15 protein-coding genes, 1 other RNA gene and 1 pseudogene are annotated in these 17,015 nt (G+C 56.6%); 6 read left to right on the top strand and 11 right to left on the bottom strand.

From position 1 onward, the window contains the following. Nucleotides 1-43 precede the first annotated feature (43 nt). Nucleotides 44-270 (top strand): annotated as a pseudogene (locus D4100_RS17100) (IS3 family transposase); the annotation flags it as partial. A gap of 287 nt (nt 271-557) precedes the next feature. Here D4100_RS17100 and ffs read toward each other — a convergent pair. Continuing rightward, nucleotides 558-654: signal recognition particle sRNA small type (gene ffs / locus D4100_RS17095), an RNA gene on the bottom strand. Between the two features lie 158 nt (nt 655-812). On the opposite strand from ffs, the gene D4100_RS17090 reads away from it, so the two are divergent. Beyond that, nucleotides 813-1,127, top strand: a complete 315-nt coding sequence (locus D4100_RS17090) for an MGMT family protein (RefSeq protein ID WP_119804832.1) — start codon at nt 813-815, stop codon at nt 1,125-1,127. A 65-nt stretch (nt 1,128-1,192) separates the two neighbouring features. On the opposite strand, the gene D4100_RS17085 is transcribed toward D4100_RS17090, so the two are convergent. Then, complete coding sequence (locus D4100_RS17085) at nt 1,193-1,684, bottom strand: YbaY family lipoprotein (RefSeq protein ID WP_119804831.1); 492 nt, start codon at nt 1,682-1,684, stop codon at nt 1,193-1,195. 230 nt (nt 1,685-1,914) lie between these two features. Here D4100_RS17085 and tesB point away from each other — a divergent pair, with 230 nt between their 5' ends. Further along, nucleotides 1,915-2,778, top strand: a complete 864-nt coding sequence (tesB, locus tag D4100_RS17080) for an acyl-CoA thioesterase II (RefSeq protein ID WP_119804830.1) — start codon at nt 1,915-1,917, stop codon at nt 2,776-2,778. A gap of 87 nt (nt 2,779-2,865) precedes the next feature. Here tesB and amtB read toward each other — a convergent pair whose 3' ends face one another. The 5 genes from amtB to D4100_RS17055 all read right to left on the bottom strand — a co-directional run bounded on the left by amtB (nt 2,866) and on the right by D4100_RS17055 (nt 8,930). After that, nucleotides 2,866-4,152: an ammonium transporter AmtB gene (gene amtB, locus D4100_RS17075; protein WP_006322220.1), complete on the bottom strand. Its 1,287-nt coding sequence runs from the start codon at nt 4,150-4,152 to the stop codon at nt 2,866-2,868. Between the two features lie 36 nt (nt 4,153-4,188). Continuing rightward, entirely contained in the window at nt 4,189-4,527 is a 339-nt protein-coding gene (gene glnK / locus D4100_RS17070) for a P-II family nitrogen regulator (RefSeq protein ID WP_004949337.1), read from the bottom strand. A gap of 300 nt (nt 4,528-4,827) precedes the next feature. Then, the gene (locus tag D4100_RS17065; protein ID WP_006322217.1) at nt 4,828-6,606 is read right to left on the bottom strand and encodes a SmdB family multidrug efflux ABC transporter permease/ATP-binding protein; all 1,779 of its coding nucleotides are present in this window, start codon (nt 6,604-6,606) and stop codon (nt 4,828-4,830) included. Beyond that, nucleotides 6,599-8,374: a SmdA family multidrug ABC transporter permease/ATP-binding protein gene (locus D4100_RS17060; RefSeq protein ID WP_119804829.1), complete on the bottom strand. Its 1,776-nt coding sequence runs from the start codon at nt 8,372-8,374 to the stop codon at nt 6,599-6,601. Before D4100_RS17060 ends, D4100_RS17065 begins: the two co-directional genes overlap by 8 nt. Nucleotides 8,375-8,468: 94 nt before the next feature. Continuing rightward, complete coding sequence (locus D4100_RS17055; protein WP_004949329.1) at nt 8,469-8,930, bottom strand: Lrp/AsnC family transcriptional regulator; 462 nt, start codon at nt 8,928-8,930, stop codon at nt 8,469-8,471. A gap of 122 nt (nt 8,931-9,052) precedes the next feature. Here D4100_RS17055 and D4100_RS17050 point away from each other — a divergent pair, with 122 nt between their 5' ends. After that, nucleotides 9,053-10,093: a PLP-dependent cysteine synthase family protein gene (locus D4100_RS17050; protein ID WP_119804828.1), complete on the top strand. Its 1,041-nt coding sequence runs from the start codon at nt 9,053-9,055 to the stop codon at nt 10,091-10,093. A 181-nt stretch (nt 10,094-10,274) separates the two neighbouring features. Here the strand turns inward: D4100_RS17050 and cof are convergent, their stop codons facing one another. After that, complete coding sequence (gene cof / locus D4100_RS17045; protein ID WP_119804827.1) at nt 10,275-11,099, bottom strand: HMP-PP phosphatase; 825 nt, start codon at nt 11,097-11,099, stop codon at nt 10,275-10,277. A gap of 103 nt (nt 11,100-11,202) precedes the next feature. Between cof and D4100_RS17040 the strand changes: the two genes are divergently transcribed. Then, entirely contained in the window at nt 11,203-12,927 is a 1,725-nt protein-coding gene (locus D4100_RS17040) for an SgrR family transcriptional regulator (RefSeq protein WP_119804868.1), read from the top strand. Nucleotides 12,928-13,049: 122 nt separating this feature from the next. Then, nucleotides 13,050-13,748: a 7-cyano-7-deazaguanine synthase QueC gene (gene queC / locus D4100_RS17035; RefSeq protein WP_006319794.1), complete on the top strand. Its 699-nt coding sequence runs from the start codon at nt 13,050-13,052 to the stop codon at nt 13,746-13,748. Nucleotides 13,749-13,907: 159 nt separating this feature from the next. On the opposite strand, the gene D4100_RS17030 is transcribed toward queC, so the two are convergent. From D4100_RS17030 to ppiD, 3 genes are all read right to left on the bottom strand, one after another. Then, a complete protein-coding gene (locus tag D4100_RS17030) occupies nt 13,908-14,321 on the bottom strand; it encodes an acyl-CoA thioesterase (protein ID WP_006319793.1) in 414 nt (137 codons plus the stop codon). Between the two features lie 158 nt (nt 14,322-14,479). Beyond that, the gene (locus tag D4100_RS17025) at nt 14,480-14,863 is read right to left on the bottom strand and encodes a ComEA family DNA-binding protein (RefSeq protein WP_006319792.1); all 384 of its coding nucleotides are present in this window, start codon (nt 14,861-14,863) and stop codon (nt 14,480-14,482) included. 138 nt (nt 14,864-15,001) lie between these two features. Further along, entirely contained in the window at nt 15,002-16,885 is a 1,884-nt protein-coding gene (gene ppiD / locus D4100_RS17020) for a peptidylprolyl isomerase (protein WP_006319791.1), read from the bottom strand. Nucleotides 16,886-17,015 lie beyond the last annotated feature (130 nt).

Genomic DNA, 17,015 nt, shown 5'->3' with positions numbered 1-17,015 from the left:
CGGCAATTGCCTGAGCGGAATAAAGGGTGACCGTGACATAGTTCTGCCTGGCAGCATGAACGCGAAAGGTAACTGTTACAATAATACCTGCGTAGAAAGCTTTTTCCTCGCACTGAAGGTGGAATGCATCCACGTGAGCATTTTGCCAACCTGGAAATAATGCGAGCTGCGGTGTTTAATTATATCGAGTGTGATTACAATCGTTGGCGTCGTCACAGTGGCGGCCGCAGTTTTAGCCTGGAACAATTTGAAAATCAGAATATCGCTTAGGCCGGTATTGTTCGGGGCAGGATCAATGAAGACATTACTGACGTCGTGGTGTGTTAATCAATGGGGAGCAGGTCAATACGTGGATTTCCCGACGTTTTGGAGCTGTGAGGTTGACTCTTCGGTAATTCCAAACGCCGTGACGGGTGAGACGGGTGAGACGGGTGAGACGGGGATGAGACGGAGTTAGCATCCTGAGTGATACACAAAAAGTGTGACACCTACGAATTCAATGCGCTAAATTTCAATTAATAACCGATAAATCAATCAGTCACTGAAATTGGTGGAGGCCCTGCCAGCTACATCCCGGCACACACGTCACCTGCTGCGGCTGCTTCCTTCCGGATCTGACCGAGTTCACAAGTTAGTGTTGCGGGAGAACCAACAGGGCCCCCATTGACGGCTTCCAAGACTGCGAAGCGGTGGGCATTATCGGTGATGGCCAGCCAAATAGCAAGCCAACCGGGACCAACCGCTGTTTTCTTACCCACCTCGGCTGTGGCACACTTCCATCCTTGGTTTTTTGCCGCAGCAGGAAAACATAAATGGAACCAGAAGACGCCACATTCAGCCAGCGCGTGTTCCACGTGGTAGCCGCCATTCCCTATGGCAAGGTCACGACCTATGGCGAGGTAGCTCGGCTGGCCGGCTCACCGCGCGCCGCACGTCAGGTCGGTGGCGTATTGAGGCGCTTGCCGGAAGGCAGCAGCCTGCCCTGGCACCGGGTGATTAACCGCCATGGCCAGATTTCGCAGCAGGGGGAGGACTTTCAACGTCAGCGCCAGGCACTGCTGGGTGAGGGGATCATCTTTGGCGCGCACAGTACGGTCGATCTGCTGATTTACGGCTGGCGCTGGTAGCAACAAAACAGCCTTTGGCCGGAGCGCAAAGGCTGTTGATCTCTTACTGCTTCAGGATTGCCGGTTTACGGCATGGCCGTTGGCGTCGCCTGAACCGCAATGCCCTGCACCGGAACCAACTGCAGGTCGGCTCGGGTGCCGTTGCGGTTCACTACTTCCTGGATAGTGTCGGTAATAAAGGTCATCCGACCGTTTACCGTAATGGCCGCGCTCAGAATGATACGCGCGTTGGGCTGAATATCTGCCGGGTTGTAAGGCAGTACAAAATTAAACGGCGCCTGCTTGCCTTCAGTGCGCACCGCGCGCTGGGCAATCACTTTCGACGGCGCATCCGCCAATGAGGCATCAGAGAGCGTAACCGTCAGTACGGCATCCGGTGGCAGCGCAATACGCTGGCGAATGTTAACCGAACCAGTTACCGCCGGGCCCTGAATCTGCGTTTGCGCAATCGCTGGGTTTTCCGCTGCCGGCACAGGCACATTGGCGCTCTTTTGAGCACAACCCGCCAGGGTGATCGTCAATGCTGCTGCTCCACCTACGATTTGCCAGAGTTTCATGGATCGGTCTCCTTTTTTATTATCAATACCTTGGTGGCTTTCACCACCCCACTCATTAAACTTAGCACAAAATACTGAAAAATCCATTTAGCACTGCCTATTAATCACTTAGGCTTCTAATAACGCTCAATATTCAGGCAATTTTCCCTGTGCTTTAACGCAACATATTGACGTCTTGCCGTGATATTCCGCACACTGCGCAAAATGATTATTAAAAGGGTAGTAACTTTATGAGCCAGGCACTGCAAAACCTCCTCGATCTGCTGGATCTGGAGAAAATCGAAGAAGGGTTATTCCGCGGGCAAAGTGAAGATCTGGGTCTGCGTCAGGTATTCGGCGGTCAGGTGGTCGGCCAGGCGCTGTATGCCGCCAAACAAACGGTGCCGGCAGAACGCAGTGTGCACTCGTTCCACAGCTACTTCTTGCGGCCTGGCGACAGCAGCAAGCCGATTATTTATGACGTAGAAATCCTGCGAGATGGCAATAGCTTCAGTGCCCGTCGCGTCAGCGCCATTCAGCACGGTAAACCGATCTTCTACATGACCGCCTCTTTCCAAACCCCGGAAGCGGGGTTTGAACACCAAAACACCATGCCGGACGTGCCGCCGCCAGAGGGGTTGATGTCCGAATCCGACATTGCCCAGAAACTGGCGCATATGTTGCCGGATAAGGTTCGTGAAAAGTTTATCGGCCAGAAGCCGATCGAAATGCGCCCGGTCAAATTCCATAACCCGCTGAAAGGCACGGTGGAAGAACCGCATCGCTACGTGTGGTTCCGCGCCAACGGCACCATGCCGGACGATCAGCGTATCCATCAATATCTGTTGGGCTATGCGTCAGATTTCAACTTCCTGCCGACGGCACTGCAACCGCACGGCGTCGGCTTCCTTGAGCCGGGCATGCAGGTGGCGACCATCGATCATTCGATGTGGTTCCACCGGCCGTTCCGCATGGATGACTGGTTGCTGTACGCAGTGGAAAGCTCCTCCGCCTCTGGGGCACGCGGCTTTGTGCGCGGCCAGTTCTACACCCGAGACGGCGTGCTGGTCGCCACTACGGTGCAAGAAGGCGTAATTCGCCAACGCGAAGCCTAAAGCAAAAAAAAAGGGCGATGTCGCCATCGCCCTTTTCGCATCATCATTATTTTTCGAGTTATTTAGCGCACTGCCCTTCTTCAAGGCTTATTGGTTATAGGCACTCTCGCCATGGCTGTTGACGTCCAGACCTTCGCGTTCCTGCTCTTCCGGTACGCGCAGACCGACGATGGCACCCGCCACTTTAAAGGCGATAAAGGCCGCCACACCGGACCAGACCAGGGTGATCACCACGCTCAGCAACTGGACCCACACTTGATGGCCCATGGTGACGCCTTCTGCGTAACCGGTACCGCCCAGTGAGGAAGAGGTGAACACGCCGGTCAACAGACAGCCGACAATACCGCACACGCCATGGACGCCGAACACGTCACAGGTATCGTCCACTTTCAGCCATTTCTTCAGCGTGACCACACCCCACAGGCCGGCAATACCGCCAATCAGGCCGATAATCAACGCCCCGCCGACACCCACGGTGCCCGCCGCCGGCGTGATGGCGACCAACCCGGCGATACACCCGGAGCAAGCGCCCAGCAGCGAAGGCTTACCGCGCACAATCCACTCGGCAAAGGTCCAGGAGAGGATCGCGCCGGCAGTAGCAATCACGGTGTTCAGGAATGCCAGTGCCGCAATGCCGTTAGCCGCGCTGGCAGAACCGGCGTTGAAGCCAAACCAGCCGACATACAGGATAGCCGCGCCGGTAAACACCATTGGCAGGTTATGCGGTTTGAACGCTTCTTTGCCGAAACCGGCTCGTTTGCCCAACAGGTAAGCACCAATCAGCCCGGCGCTTGCCGCGTTGATGTGCACCACGGTACCGCCGGCAAAGTCCAGCGCGCCGTCAGCAGCCAGGAAACCGCCGCCCCATACCATATGTGCAATCGGCAGATAGGAAATGGTGAACCAGATAGCCGCAAAGATCACGACGGCAGAGAAGCGGATACGCTCGGCAAAACCGCCTACTACCAGCGCCACGGTGATGCACGCGAAGGAGCACTGGAACGCCACGTGGATCATCTGATTAAAGGTGCCGGTGACGCTATCAATGCCAATGCCTTTCAGCATCGCCGTCTGGAACCCGCCGAAGAACGCATTGCCCTCGCTGAAAGCCAGGCTGTAGCCATAAAGTACCCACAGCACGCATACCATTGCGAAGGTGACAGTGACCTGAGTCAACATGGAGAGCACGTTTTTGGAACGCAACAAACCACCGTAAAACAGAGCTACGCCCGGCAAGGTCATGAACAGCACCAAAGCGGTGCAAATCATCATGAACGCGTTGTCAGCCTTGTCTGCGACCGCCGGAGCGGCCAGGGCCAAAGAAGGAACCATGGTTACCGTACTCAGGCCCAACATGGATAAAAGTTTTTTCATTATCAATCCATCCCCATTACTTTACTGAGCCTGTGATTACAGTGCTGCTTCGTCTGTTTCGCCGGTGCGAATGCGAATGACACGTTGCAATTCGGCAACGAAAATTTTGCCGTCACCGATTTTGCCGGTGTAGGCCGCTTTACTAATGACATCAACCACTTCGTCTAACTGATCGTCGGCGATAGCAATGTCAATTTTGACTTTAGGTAAGAAGTTGACGCTGTATTCCGCTCCGCGATAGAGCTCAGCATGTCCCTTCTGGCGACCAAACCCTTTCACTTCGGTCACGGTCAGCCCCTGAATACCTACAGAGGATAGGGCTTCACGCACGTCCTCCAGCTTGAATGGTTTAATCACCACGGTAACCAGCTTCATATTGCCCCTCCACGAATTAAGCCCAAACTCCCCCTTGGTACGAGTCTTATAAAGCAAAGGCTATGCCACAAATGGTTTTGTACGCGAATTCAGCAAATTAACCGGCGGGGCGGCGATGCGATGTGTAGCGCTAACCCGGTAACCTGCTCTCACGCATAGCGCTGATTAAATATTGCGCACTATTTTGGTGCGTTACGCGTCGAGAAAGTGCAGGGAAAGGGATTTGAAAAGGATGGATGCCTGTTTGTGGTGCGTGGCAGGAATAAAGAAAGGGCCGGTTTTGATGACCGGCCCCTGGGATTATGCGGTTTGCGTTTCTTCGCGGGTGGCGGCGGCCAGTTCCTCGCCTACCAGTTGCAGTTGATACATCTGGTAGTAACGCCCCTGCTGCGCCAACAGTTGCTGATGATTGCCCTGTTCCACTGCCTGACCGCGGTGCAACACCAGAATCGAGTCGGCATCGACAATGGTCGACAAGCGGTGAGCGATCACCACCAACGTGGTGTGCTCACGGATCAAACGCAAAGCGCGCTGGATCGCCTGCTCGGTTCCGGAATCAATGTTGGCGGTCGCCTCGTCGAGGATCAGGATCTGCGGCGCCTGCACCAATACCCTGGCCATTGCCAGCAGCTGTTTCTGGCCCACCGACAGGTTGTTGCCCTGCTCGCCCAGGCGGGTGTGGATGCCCTGCGGGAAGGCACGTACCAGCTCAGCCAACTGCACCGTTTCCAGCGCCTGCCAGACCGCCTCTTCGCTGATGTTACGCCCCAAAGTGACGTTGGCCAGCACCGACTCGGCGATCACCACCGGATCCTGCTGCACCATCGCCACGCCCTGGCGCAGCGTACGGTGTGACAGACTGGACAAGGGGCGCCCATCAAGACGCACTTCGCCTTCGTTGACCGGGTAATAGCCCATCAGCAGGTTAGCCAGCGTGCTCTTGCCGCTGCCGGTATGGCCGACCAGTGCCACGAAACCGCGCGAAGGCACCGACAGCGAAATATGTTGCAGCACCTTTTTATCTTCACGGTAGGCGAAGCTCAGGTTGTCGATCTCGATACGCCCGCTTTCCAATGGGCGATCGTCTGCACCGTAGCTCTGCTGGCTGCGGTCCATCAGCTCGAAAATACGCTCACCGGCCACCACCGCCTGTTGCAGAATCGACTGCTGCGACGTCAGTTCAATCAAGGGTTCATTCAGACGCCCCAGGTAATTAATAAAGGCATACAGCACGCCGACGCCTATCGACCCTTCGCCGCTGAAACCGAACAGCATCAGCAGGCCGCACAGCACCAGCGCCGAAAACAGACTGAGCAGCGGCCGCAGCAGAAAACCGTCCAGGCGCAGCGTCTGCATACGTGCGGAATAGTGTGAACGGCTGGCAGCGCTCATGCGCTCGCCAAAGCGGATCTGCTGACGGAACTGCTGGATCACGCCCATGCCGTTGATCACTTCGTTAAAACCGTCGTTGATATCCGCCAGATAGCCGCGCATTCGGCGTACGACCGGCGTGCTGTAGTACTGATAAATGCCCATCACCACAATGACCGCCGGGAAGATGCAGATCGCCACCAGCGCCATGCGCCAGTCGAGGCTAAACATCGCCACCAGCATGGCGCCAATCAACGCGGCGCTTTTCAGCACGGTGGAAACCACCATCACGTACAGATCTTTAATCACTTCGGTGTCATTGGTCACCCGGGAGATTAACTGCCCGACCGGTTGCGTATCGAAGGCGCTTAGCGGCTGGCGCAGTGCAGCGTCCATCACGTCAGTGCGCAGACGCTGAACCACCCCCACCGCCGCCTGATTGAACAACAACGCCTGAAAATAGTGCAGCGCCGCCGCCAACAGCTCCAGCAAAATGTAGGCCGCCGCCAGCCCGCAGACGATCATTAACGGCAATTGGCCCCTGGCGACATAATTATCGATAAAGTAACTGACCAGTATCGGCCCGGCGACTTCCGCCGCCGCGGCTACCCACAGCATCAACACCGCCAGCCCCAGCGGTTTGCGGTAAGGCGAACCATAAGCCAGCAGCCGTTTCAACGTCGGCCACAGCTTTTGCATTTTATTCATTGGCTACTATCTCCTCGCCGGCTTGCGGTGCTTCATCCAGCGCCGCCTCCAGTTGCTGATAGCGATACATATCGCGATACCAGCCGGGCTGATCCGCCAGTGCGGTATGCTGGCCGCGTTGCGCTACGCTGCCGTGTTGTATCACCAGGATCTCGCTGGCTTCAGTCAATGCCGAAAGCCGGTGCGCGCTGATAATCACCGTCCGGTTCTGCCCCCAACTGCGTAAATTGTGCAGGATCTGGTGTTCAGTGCGGCCATCCACTGCAGAGAGCGCGTCGTCGAGGATCAGGATTTCCGCATCCAGCAACAGGGCGCGCGCAATGGAAATACGTTGCTTCTGTCCGCCGGAGAGCATTACGCCGCGCTCGCCCACTTCGGTTTCATAGCCCTGCGGCAGCCGCAAGATATCTTCGTGCACGCTGGCCAGGCGAGCCGCGCGCTCAATCTGCTCCTGCGTCGCTCCCGGCTTGCCCAGCGCGATATTGTTGGCAACGCTATCCGAGAACAGGAACGGCGTCTGGCTGACCACGGACAGCCTGGAGCGCCAATCGTCAAGCTTCACCTGGGTCAGAGGCATCCCCTGATAACTAATCTGGCCATCATCAATATCAAACTGACGCTGGATCAACGACAGCAGCGTCGACTTCCCGGCACCGGTTGGCCCACACAGGCCGAGCATCTGCCCCGGATCCAGTTTCAGCGCCACGTTGTGCAGTGCCGCGTGTGAATTTCCCGGATAATGGAATGCCTGGATGTCGACCTCCAGGCTACCGCGCCCGGCCGGCAACATGTTCTCACCGTCCGTCACCGCCGGCGCTTCCTCCAGCAGGCTGCGAATACGACCATAGGCTGCACTGCCGCGTTCCACGATGTTGAACATCCAGGCCAGCGCCAGCATCGGCCAAATCATCAGGCCGAGGTACATCACGAAGCTGGTCAATTGGCCGAGCGTCAGCGAACCGTTTACCACCATCCAGCTGCCGCCGCCGATCGCCAGCAGATTGGAAGCGCCGATGGCGATATAAATCGTCGGATCAAAACGGGCGTCTATCCGCGCCACATGCATGTTTTTGGCACCGGTTTGGGCGGCGACTTCCGCAAACTGGTTGGACTGATGATCTTCCAGGCCGAATGCCTTGATCATGCGGATGCTGGTCATGCTTTCCTGAGCCTGATCGTTCAGGCTGGAGAACGCCGCCTGCGCCGATTTAAAGCGCTGATGCAACTGATCGCCGTAGTACTTAATCACGATCGCCATGATCGGCATCGGGATCAGCGACAGCAGGGTCAGTTGCCAGCTGATTTGGGTGCTCATCACCACCAGCACCGCCAACCCCATCACCAGTGAATCCACCAGCGTCAGCACCCCTTCACCGGCGGCGAAAACCACCCGATCCACATCATTGGTGGCGCGTGCCATCAGATCACCGGTGCGGTGACGCAGATAAAAGGCCGGGTTCTGCCGGCTGAGCTGGCGATAGAAGTTCTCGCGCAGTTCGACGGCAAGTTGATAAGAGGCACCAAACAGCAGCACCCGCCACACGTAGCGCAGCAGGTAGACAATCGCGGCAGTGCCGAGCATCAGCCCCAGCCAGGCCATCAACACGCCGGCGGACATCTGTTTTTCGGTGACGCCGTCGACAATGATGCCCACCAGCTTGGGCGGCAACAGTTGCAGTATGGCGATGACGATCAGCAGCACCACCGCCCCCAGGTAGCGGCGCCACTCGCGGCGGAAATACCAGCCGATTTGAGCAAATAATCTCACGCAGTTTTATTCCAGAATAATGTAGTCGATTTTACTCTCGCTCTGACTCAGCAGAGTAGAATACCACCGTTACTTTGCCAGTTTGGTGAACATTTCACTCGGGAACCGGCAGCGCAGTGGTGTATTTGATTTTTTCCATCGCGAAGCTGGAGGTGACGTCGATCAGCCCCGGCACGCCGTTCACCAGGCGCTTGTAAAAGCTGTCGTAACTCTTCATGTCCGCCACTTCCACCTGCATCAGGTAATCGTACTCTCCCGCCATGCGATAGAACGCCAGCACCTCTGGCATCTGTTGGGTCAGTTGCACGAACTTCTGATACCACTCGCTGCTGTGCTGCTGGGTTTTGATCAGCACAAACGCCGTTAGCCCCAGGCCCAGTTTTTCGTTATCCAGCAGCGCGACACGCCCACGGATGTAGCCTTCATCTTCCAGCCGCTTCAGCCTTTTCCAGCAGGGTGTCGACGTCAGATTGACCGCGTCGGCCAGCGCCTGCAGCGACTGCGTGCAGTCCTGTTGCAGCATGCACAGTAATTTACGGTCTGTTTTATCTAACATATCGCCAACCAGGAGAAAAATTTTCTCCTATTAGGCGATTAAACAGGGAAAATGGCAATCCTTTTTTCCCGGCGACAGGCTATGCTACGCGGTAAACAAGCCCCCTATTCTGAGGCCAGACGATGACAAATTCTTGGGTAAAATATGCGATCGGTGAAATAGAAGCGGATTTCCAACGCTCCGCCGACACGCACCTGATCCGCCTGAACCTGCCTGAATTTCCCGGTATCTGCCTGTACCTGAAAGATGAAAGCACTCACCCGACCGGCAGCCTGAAACACCGGTTGGCCCGTTCGCTGTTCCTGTACGGTTTGTGCAACGGCTGGATCACCGAAAACACCCCGATTATCGAAGCCTCTTCCGGCAGTACGGCGGTATCCGAAGCCTACTTCGCGCGGTTGATCGGTCTGCCGTTTATCGCCGTGATGCCGTCCTGCACCGCACGCCGCAAGGTTGAGCAAATCGCCTTCTACGGCGGCCGCTGCCACTTTGTCGACCATGCCGCGCAAATTTACGCCGTCTCCGAACAGTTGGCGAAAGAGCTAAACGGCCACTATATGGATCAGTTCACCTACGCAGAGCGTGCAACCGACTGGCGCGGGAACAACAACATCGCCGACAGTATCTTCCGCCAGATGGCGCGCGAGCCCTTCCCGATCCCCAAACATATTGTGATGAGTGCCGGTACCGGCGGCACCTCTGCAACCCTGGGACGCTATATTCGCTATCAAGGGCACGACACGCGCCTGACGGTGGTCGATCCGGAAAACTCGGTGTTTTACGATTGTTTCCACCAGCGTGACCGCACCATTATCGGCAGTTGCGGCAGCAGGATCGAAGGCATTGGCCGCCCACGCGCCGAGCCTTCGTTTATTCCGTCGGTGGTCGACGCTATGCTGCGCGTACCGGATGCCGCCAGCGTAGCCACCATCCACTGGTTGGAAAAAGTGTTGGGCCGCAAAGTAGGCGCATCCACCGGCACCAACGTGTGGGGCGCGCTGCAATTGGCGAAACAAATGCGTGAAAATGGCGAGCAGGGGTCGATCGTCACCCTGCTGTGCGACAGTGGCGAACGCTATCTGGATACCTATTACAACCCCGAGTGGGTAAGCAACAATATCGGTGACCTGACGCCCTGGCTGGCGCAACTGGAAGATTTATAATCAGCAACAATCCCCAATGGATTTCGAGTTGCAGCCAGGCGGCAAGAGCGAGAATACCCAGGAGCTTACTCAAGTAAGTGACTGGGTTGAACGCATACAGCCAACAACGCTGCGGCTTGAAAGATGCAGGGGATAAAAAAAGCCGGGTAAGTCATACCCGGCCGGCTGTAAAAGTAAAACCTCATAATTCGGGGGAATAGGTGAGGTAAGGTGAACGCAGCCAATGTTGCAAATAGTGAGCCACCGCCTGCTGTTCGCAGTGGCCGATCACCGGTAGCTGGGGCAACAGCGACTTCAACTGCGGCAAGGCATTGCCCATCACCACGCCGTGCCCCACCGTCGCCAGCATCTCCTTGTCGTTCATCGCATCGCCAAACGCCATGCAGTCCGCCATCGTTATACCCAGGTGCCGGCTCAGCGTATCTAACGCCGTGCCCTTGTTGCAGCCTGGCGGCAGCACTTCCAGGCACTCAAAGGCGGAAAAACAGAGATCTGCCGCTCCGCCCAGATGCGTCTGAAGTTGCAGTTGCAGCTCCAGTAACGCCTCATGCGGTGCGATAAAACACACTTTGCTGTTGCCGAATGCCGGTAACCTGCGCAGTTCCGCCAGTTGGAAACGGAAACCGCTCAGGTGATGCGCCCGCAGCATCTCGTCCGACACCGCAAATTCCGTCATCCAGCCTTCATCACGAAAAACGTGCATGCTGGCCTCGGTGCGCCAGTGGGTATGCAGCACCTCTTCGGCAATATCGGCAGGCAAATCGGTAGCGTGCAATTGCCGCCCCTGATTGTCATAAACCCGGGTGCCGTTGCCGGTAATCAGATAGCCCTGCAGGCCGAGTTGCGCCATGATCGGCTGCGCATCAAGGTAGTGTCGTCCGGTGGCGAAGGTCACGATCATGTCTCGTTCAACCAGTTGCTTCAGTACCTGCAGGGTTTCCGGTCCGACCCGGTGATCCGGCGTCAGCAAAGTGCCATCCATATCAAAAGCCGCCAGACGATACATAAAGACCTCGTGAATGTGAACGCGATTACAATCACTGCAGTATGGGATGGTATTTGCGGAAGTAATAGTGAACAATTCCGCAAAACTGTTCCGGATTTCTATCATGCGCCTGACCCATCGCCTCAGCCAATATCAACGTCTGTACCAGCAACTCGGCGGTGCACCGGTGGCGATCACCATCGGCGAACTGGCGGCGCTGTTCTATTGCAGTGAACGCCATGCCCGCACGCTGGTGCAGCAGTTGCAGGATCAGGGCTGGCTGAGCTGGCATTCGCAGGCCGGACGCGGCAAACGTGCCCGCCTGCACTGCCTGAAAACCCCGGATGAACTGCGTGCCGCTCATCTGCAACGGCTGTTGCATAATGGCGATCATCGGGGGGCGCTGGAAATGGCGCAGTTGGACCCACAGCATCTGCAAGAGTTGCTCAGCCCGCACCTCGGCGGCCAATGGCAGGCGGGCAGCCCGACGCTGCGTATCCCCTACTACCGCACGCTGGAAGCCCTGGATCCGCTGACCCTCACCGGCCGCGCCGAGCAGCATCTGGTCGCCACTCTGCACGCCGGATTGACCCGCTTTATGACCGGCAACCCTGAGCCTCAACCGGATCTGGCTCATCACTGGCAAATCAGCGAGGACGGCCTGCGCTGGCAGTTTTTCCTGCGCAGCCAGTTGCGTTGGCATAACGGCGAACCGCTGACCGGGCAGCAACTGCTGCAAACGCTGGGGAAATTGCTCCAGCATCCCCGCAGCCAGCCAAGCCTGGCCAGCGTTGCCGCCATCAGCCTGCCGCATGCGCTGTGCATCCAGTTTGATCTGCAGCGCCCGGACTACTGGCTGGCACACCGGCTGGCAGAGTTGCCTTGTCTGCTGACCCACCCAGACTCGCCAGGCATTGGCGCCGGCCCTTTTAAACTGACGTTAAATGAGCCTCATCTGGTGCGCCTGGAACAGCATTCTTTTTACCATTTGCAGCATCCTTATCTGGAAAGTATTGAGTATTGGATCACCCCGGAGCTGCATGCCGGCAGTGCTTACACCAGTTGCCAACACCCGGTGCGTATTACCATCGGCCCGCAGGAAGAGCTGGCGCTGGCCCGGCCGGTACAACGCAGCATGAGCCTGGGCTGGTGCTATCTGGCGGTTAATCTGAGGCATGGCGTGCTCAGTGAAGCGCAGGGGCAAAAACTGCTGATGCTAATCCAGCAATCTGGCCTGCTGGCCAATCTGCCGGTACCCAACAGCGTCATCACTCCCAGCCACGAGATGCTGCCTGGCTGGGCGATCCCGCTGCATCAGGCCAACGAGGATATTGCCCTGCCCGCCAGGCTGACCCTGCTGTACCGGCCGCCGGTAGAACTGGAGACAGTCACAGTGGCGCTGCAGCAGTTGCTGGCGCACCATGGCTGTGAACTGGAAGTGCGTTACTACGCGGGAAAACGCTGGCAAAGCGCAGAGCAAATCGAGCAAGCCGATCTCCTGCTGGCGGATAACCTGATTGGCGAGTCGCCAGAGGCCACGCTGGAAAGCTGGTTGCGGCAAGATACGCTGTGGCGTGGCATTTTGCCTGACTCACGCTGGCGAGATCAGCAACAAAGGTTACAACGGATCCAGCAACTTCCCGCGCAGCAACCGCGTTTTGAGCAATTGAAAACTTACTATCAGCAGTTGATGGCCGCGGCGATCATCACCCCGCTGTTTCACTACCAATATCAAATCAGCGCACCACCGCGCATTCATGGCGTCACCCTGACCGCCTACGGCTGGTTTGATTTCTGCCAGGCCTGGCTACCGCCGCCGGTGGAGAATCAACCACAACCTCCTCAGTGATAAATAGAAGCGGCGGCTACGACATGCAGCCATTTCTGCTACCCTAGTTGCCGCACACATTTTTTATTCGGCCGCCCGGGCATGTATCGGGTCTGGCTTCAGCCATAAAACAAGGTGATTTTATGAAACGCGCGGTTGTCGTTTTCAGCGGTGGACAAGACTCCACGACCTGCTTGATTCAGGCATTGCAGCAGTACGATGAAGTGCATTGCATCACGTTCGATTACGGTCAGCGTCACCGCGCCGAAATCGAAGTCGCTCAGGCGCTGTCGGTGGCGCTTGGCGCCAAAGCGCATAAGGTACTGGACGTGGGCTTGCTCAACGAGCTGGCTATCAGCAGCCTGACCCGTGACAACATTCCGGTACCTGTTTATGACAGCGAGCAGGAAGGCGGGCTGCCAAGCACTTTTGTACCGGGCCGCAATATCCTGTTCCTGACGCTGGCCGCTATCTATGCCTACCAGGTGGAAGCCGAAGCGGTGATCACCGGCGTTTGTGAAACCGACTTTTCCGGTTACCCGGATTGCCGCGACGAATTTGTCAAAGCGCTGAATCACGCCGTGGTACTCGGCATCGCCCGCGATATTCGCTTCGAAACGCCGCTGATGTGGCTGAACAAGGCAGAGACCTGGGCGCTGGCGGATTACTATCGGCAGTTGGAGCTAGTGCGCCAGGATACCCTGACCTGCTACAACGGTATCCAGGGCGATGGCTGCGGCGAATGCGCTGCCTGCCATCTGCGCGCCAACGGCCTGCAGCAATATCAAATCAACAAAGCCGAAGTGATGGCAAGCCTGAAACAGAAAACCGGCCTGGCCTGAGTGTACATCCCCTAAATAATTCGAGTGGCATCGCGGCGGCAAACAAACGCATCCCGATGAACTTACTCGAGTAAGTGGTTCGGGTAAGCGCGGCAGCCAACAAAGATGCCGCTTGAAATATGGCAGGTATAACGGCGGCAACGATTGCCGCTCGTCGCTTTACTGATTTTCTGGCGGCGTGAGCACCTGCAGGTGTTCGCGCAGCTGCCCCTCAATCGGCAACGCCCGTTGGGTTTTCAGATCGACACAGACAAAGGTCAGTAGCGCATCCGCAACCTGCGTACCCGTTGCATCCTGCGTCACCTTCTGGCTTAGCACACCGCTTTTGCCGTTAAGCTGCACCATCTGGCTGTCGATGCGCAGCTTGTCCCCCAGCACCGCCGGAGTGCGGTAGTTGATATTGATGTTCACCACGATAAAGGCGATGTTGTTTTTCGTCATCCAACGGAAGCCTTCATGATTCTCCAGCCAATCCCAGCGCGCCTCCTCCAGAAACTCCAGATAGCGGGCATTATTAACATGTTGATAAACATCAAGATGATAACCACGGACTTTGATAAAGGTATGATGCATAGGTGAACGGCCGCTCCAGCCTGGTGATTACAGAATAAAGCGGGGACGATATTCTGCCCCCGCACCCGTTTGGTCAATGCGCCAAACTGGTAAGACCTGTAAAATGTAGCAGAGGGAGAAGGCTGCCATGGCACTTTGCCACGCAGCCGTGAACAGCATCACATTTTGAGTCGTGCGCGATTCCTTTCAAACAGCGCAGACCCAATGCCCGGCACTTCCTGAAGTTGTTCTATCTGTGTAAACGGACCATTCTGCTCGCGATAGCGCACAATGCTCTCCGCTTTCTTCAACCCTACCCCCTTCAACACACTGGCCAGTTGCTCGGCGTCGGCCTGATTGATGCTGACTGACGCTTCATCATCGACGGCAACCTCACTGCCTTGCCCTGTGTTAACCGCCGGCGCAGATAATACCGGCGGCGCAGCCCCCGCTTTTTCCACGGCGGCCATAGACGGCCCCGTCAGGCAAATCAGGGCAGCCGTCAACAGCGCTTTGACGCTGAAACCATAACCATTAACCGCTTTTATTTCTGTAAGTTGCATGCTGTATCCTCCTTGTGTTTAACAGCATGGCTACCTTGCCGCAGCCGGTGACGATCGACAATTGGCGGATTTCAGATATGGAAAAGGCCGCGAAAGCGGCCTTTGGTTATTACATTGCGTTGCACAAAAATGCGGGGCTTACTGAGGCTGTTGCTGCTCAGCGGCGCCCATCTTGATCTTGGCTTCTTTACGCAGGCTGGCCAGCAGAGAGTCGAAGGACACACCGGTCGCCCCTTCTTCCATCTTGCCGACGAAGGTTTTCATTTCTTCCGCCGGCAAGGTGCCTGGGTTAACGGCATCAAGCGCAATCAACACCACGTTGTCCTGGCGATCTTGCGACATGCCGTAAACCGGTTTGCCTTCCTGCGGATGCGGCAGCGCAAACACGCTCTGCACCAGCTGGCTGTCTTCCGGCGCACGCGCCATCTTCTGCACGCCGCCAAAGCTCAGGCCGGCCGCTTTCATCGCTTCATCGCCCTTGCCTTGTTTCAGCTCAACCAGCAGCTTCTCGCCCTGCAGTTTCGCTTCCTGTTCAGCCTTGTTGCGCTTAACCAGCTCGGCGACGCGATCTTTGACCTGGTCGAACGGCTCAATACCTTCCGGCTTGTGGCCAGAGACGCGGATCACGAAGGCGCGATCGCCATCAACGGTGATCACGTCGGAGTTGCTGCCCGGTGACCCACCCTCGCCAATCAGTGAACCGTCGAAAATCGACTGGATGACAGGTTTAAAGTTCAGCGCTGCCGGAACGTTGTCGCGGGTGAACCATTCGGTTTGTGCCGCTTTCACGCCGGCGGCCTCTTCAGCTGACGCCAGAGACTCGTTATCGCTGGTAGCGGCTTCGCTCACCTTCTGCTGCAGCGCGTAATAAGCGTCTACCGCTTTCTCTTGCTTAACCTGCTTGGCGATGGCGTCGCGCACTTCGCTCAACGGCTTCACTTTCTCCGGTGCGATGTCGTTCAGACGCACTACCAGATAACCTACGGAGGATTTCACTACGCCGGAAAGCTGGCCTTTCTCGGTCAGGTTAGCCTGCTTTAGCTCATCTGCGGTAGTTTCCGGCTCCAGCCAACCCAGCTCACCGCCGGTACGGCGTGAGATGATGTCAGTGGATTTTTCTTTCGCCAGGGTGGCGAAATCACCACCTTTTTTCAACTCATCCAACACCGCATTGGCTTCCGCCTCGGTTTTCAGCTGGATCACGCTGTAATTTTTGCGTTCAGGCTGGCCGTAGCTGCTTTTGTGCTGGTCGTAGTAGGCGCTGATATCCGCATCTGCCACCGTCACCTTGTCTTGCATCGAGGCGGCGTCCATCGGGATGTAGCTCACTTTGACCTGTTCCGGCGCAATAAAGCTGTTCTTGTTTTGGCTGTAATAGTCTTTCAGTTCGTCGTCGGTCACGGTCTGTTTAGCCTGCAGCGCTTTCAGATCCAGGGTCGCCAGACGGACATTGCGCTCCTGCAGCACCAAAGCAGCCATGCCCTGGGATTCGGAAGGCAACACGAAGCCTGATTGGCCGAAGGCCTGGATCACCTGCTGGTTAACCAACTGTTGGCGCATTGACTGCGCGAAGTTGTCGGCGGTGTATCCCATGCGGCTAATCAAATCGAGATACTTGGCGTTATCGAACTGGCCGTTAGTCTGGAAATAAGGTGCCTTGCGGATGGCTTCTTTCACCTGATCGTCGCTGACGCTCAGGCCTAATTTTTTGGCGTATTGGTCCAGCAGCATGTTGTCGATCAACTGTGACAGTGCCTGATGGCGCATCTGCTGCATATAGCCTTCGTTGCCCGCCAGTGCGGAGAACTGGTCACCCAACTGTTGCTGCATGCGGCTGCGTTCGCTTTGGAAAGCCTGCTCCAGCTGAGCGCGCTCGATCACCTGGCCATTGACCTTCGCTGCATAATCACCGGCACTCCCCTGATAGCTGACCACCCCAGTCAAAAGAAATGACAAAATGATCAGGCCCAGGATGATTTTGAGCACGACGTGATTAGCTGCCGCGCGTAAATTGTCCATCATAGTGTGACAACACTCCGCTGTGATGTGGATTAAAAACACCCTTGTGCAGGCGCGTTCCCTGCGACAAAAATAAAAAAAGCGCATCATTCTGATGCGCCTTATATCTTACCTTACCAGCACCGTTGCGTCA

Origin of the sequence: Serratia inhibens (assembly GCF_003591175.1) — a bacterium.
GTDB classification, from domain to species: Bacteria; Pseudomonadota; Gammaproteobacteria; order Enterobacterales; family Enterobacteriaceae; genus Serratia; species Serratia inhibens.
Note: the sequence above shows the minus strand (reverse complement) of the source record. Positions and strands in the feature narration are given on the sequence as shown.

Excerpts from the sequence above, each read along its gene's own strand:
- D4100_RS17040 (WP_119804868.1), top strand. The coding sequence starts at position 11,203 with ATGCGCCTGACCCATCGCCTCAGCCAATATCAACGTCTGTACCAGCAA.
- amtB (WP_006322220.1), bottom strand. The coding sequence starts at position 4,152 with ATGAAAAAACTTTTATCCATGTTGGGCCTGAGTACGGTAACCATGGTT.
- queC (WP_006319794.1), top strand. The coding sequence starts at position 13,050 with ATGAAACGCGCGGTTGTCGTTTTCAGCGGTGGACAAGACTCCACGACC.
- tesB (WP_119804830.1), top strand. The coding sequence starts at position 1,915 with ATGAGCCAGGCACTGCAAAACCTCCTCGATCTGCTGGATCTGGAGAAA.
- D4100_RS17085 (WP_119804831.1), bottom strand. The coding sequence starts at position 1,684 with ATGAAACTCTGGCAAATCGTAGGTGGAGCAGCAGCATTGACGATCACC.
- cof (WP_119804827.1), bottom strand. The coding sequence starts at position 11,099 with ATGTATCGTCTGGCGGCTTTTGATATGGATGGCACTTTGCTGACGCCG.
- D4100_RS17030 (WP_006319793.1), bottom strand. The coding sequence starts at position 14,321 with ATGCATCATACCTTTATCAAAGTCCGTGGTTATCATCTTGATGTTTAT.
- D4100_RS17050 (WP_119804828.1), top strand. The coding sequence starts at position 9,053 with ATGACAAATTCTTGGGTAAAATATGCGATCGGTGAAATAGAAGCGGAT.
- D4100_RS17090 (WP_119804832.1), top strand. The coding sequence starts at position 813 with ATGGAACCAGAAGACGCCACATTCAGCCAGCGCGTGTTCCACGTGGTA.
- D4100_RS17055 (WP_004949329.1), bottom strand. The coding sequence starts at position 8,930 with ATGTTAGATAAAACAGACCGTAAATTACTGTGCATGCTGCAACAGGAC.
- ppiD (WP_006319791.1), bottom strand. The coding sequence starts at position 16,885 with ATGATGGACAATTTACGCGCGGCAGCTAATCACGTCGTGCTCAAAATC.
- glnK (WP_004949337.1), bottom strand. The coding sequence starts at position 4,527 with ATGAAGCTGGTTACCGTGGTGATTAAACCATTCAAGCTGGAGGACGTG.
- D4100_RS17065 (WP_006322217.1), bottom strand. The coding sequence starts at position 6,606 with ATGAATAAAATGCAAAAGCTGTGGCCGACGTTGAAACGGCTGCTGGCT.
- D4100_RS17025 (WP_006319792.1), bottom strand. The coding sequence starts at position 14,863 with ATGCAACTTACAGAAATAAAAGCGGTTAATGGTTATGGTTTCAGCGTC.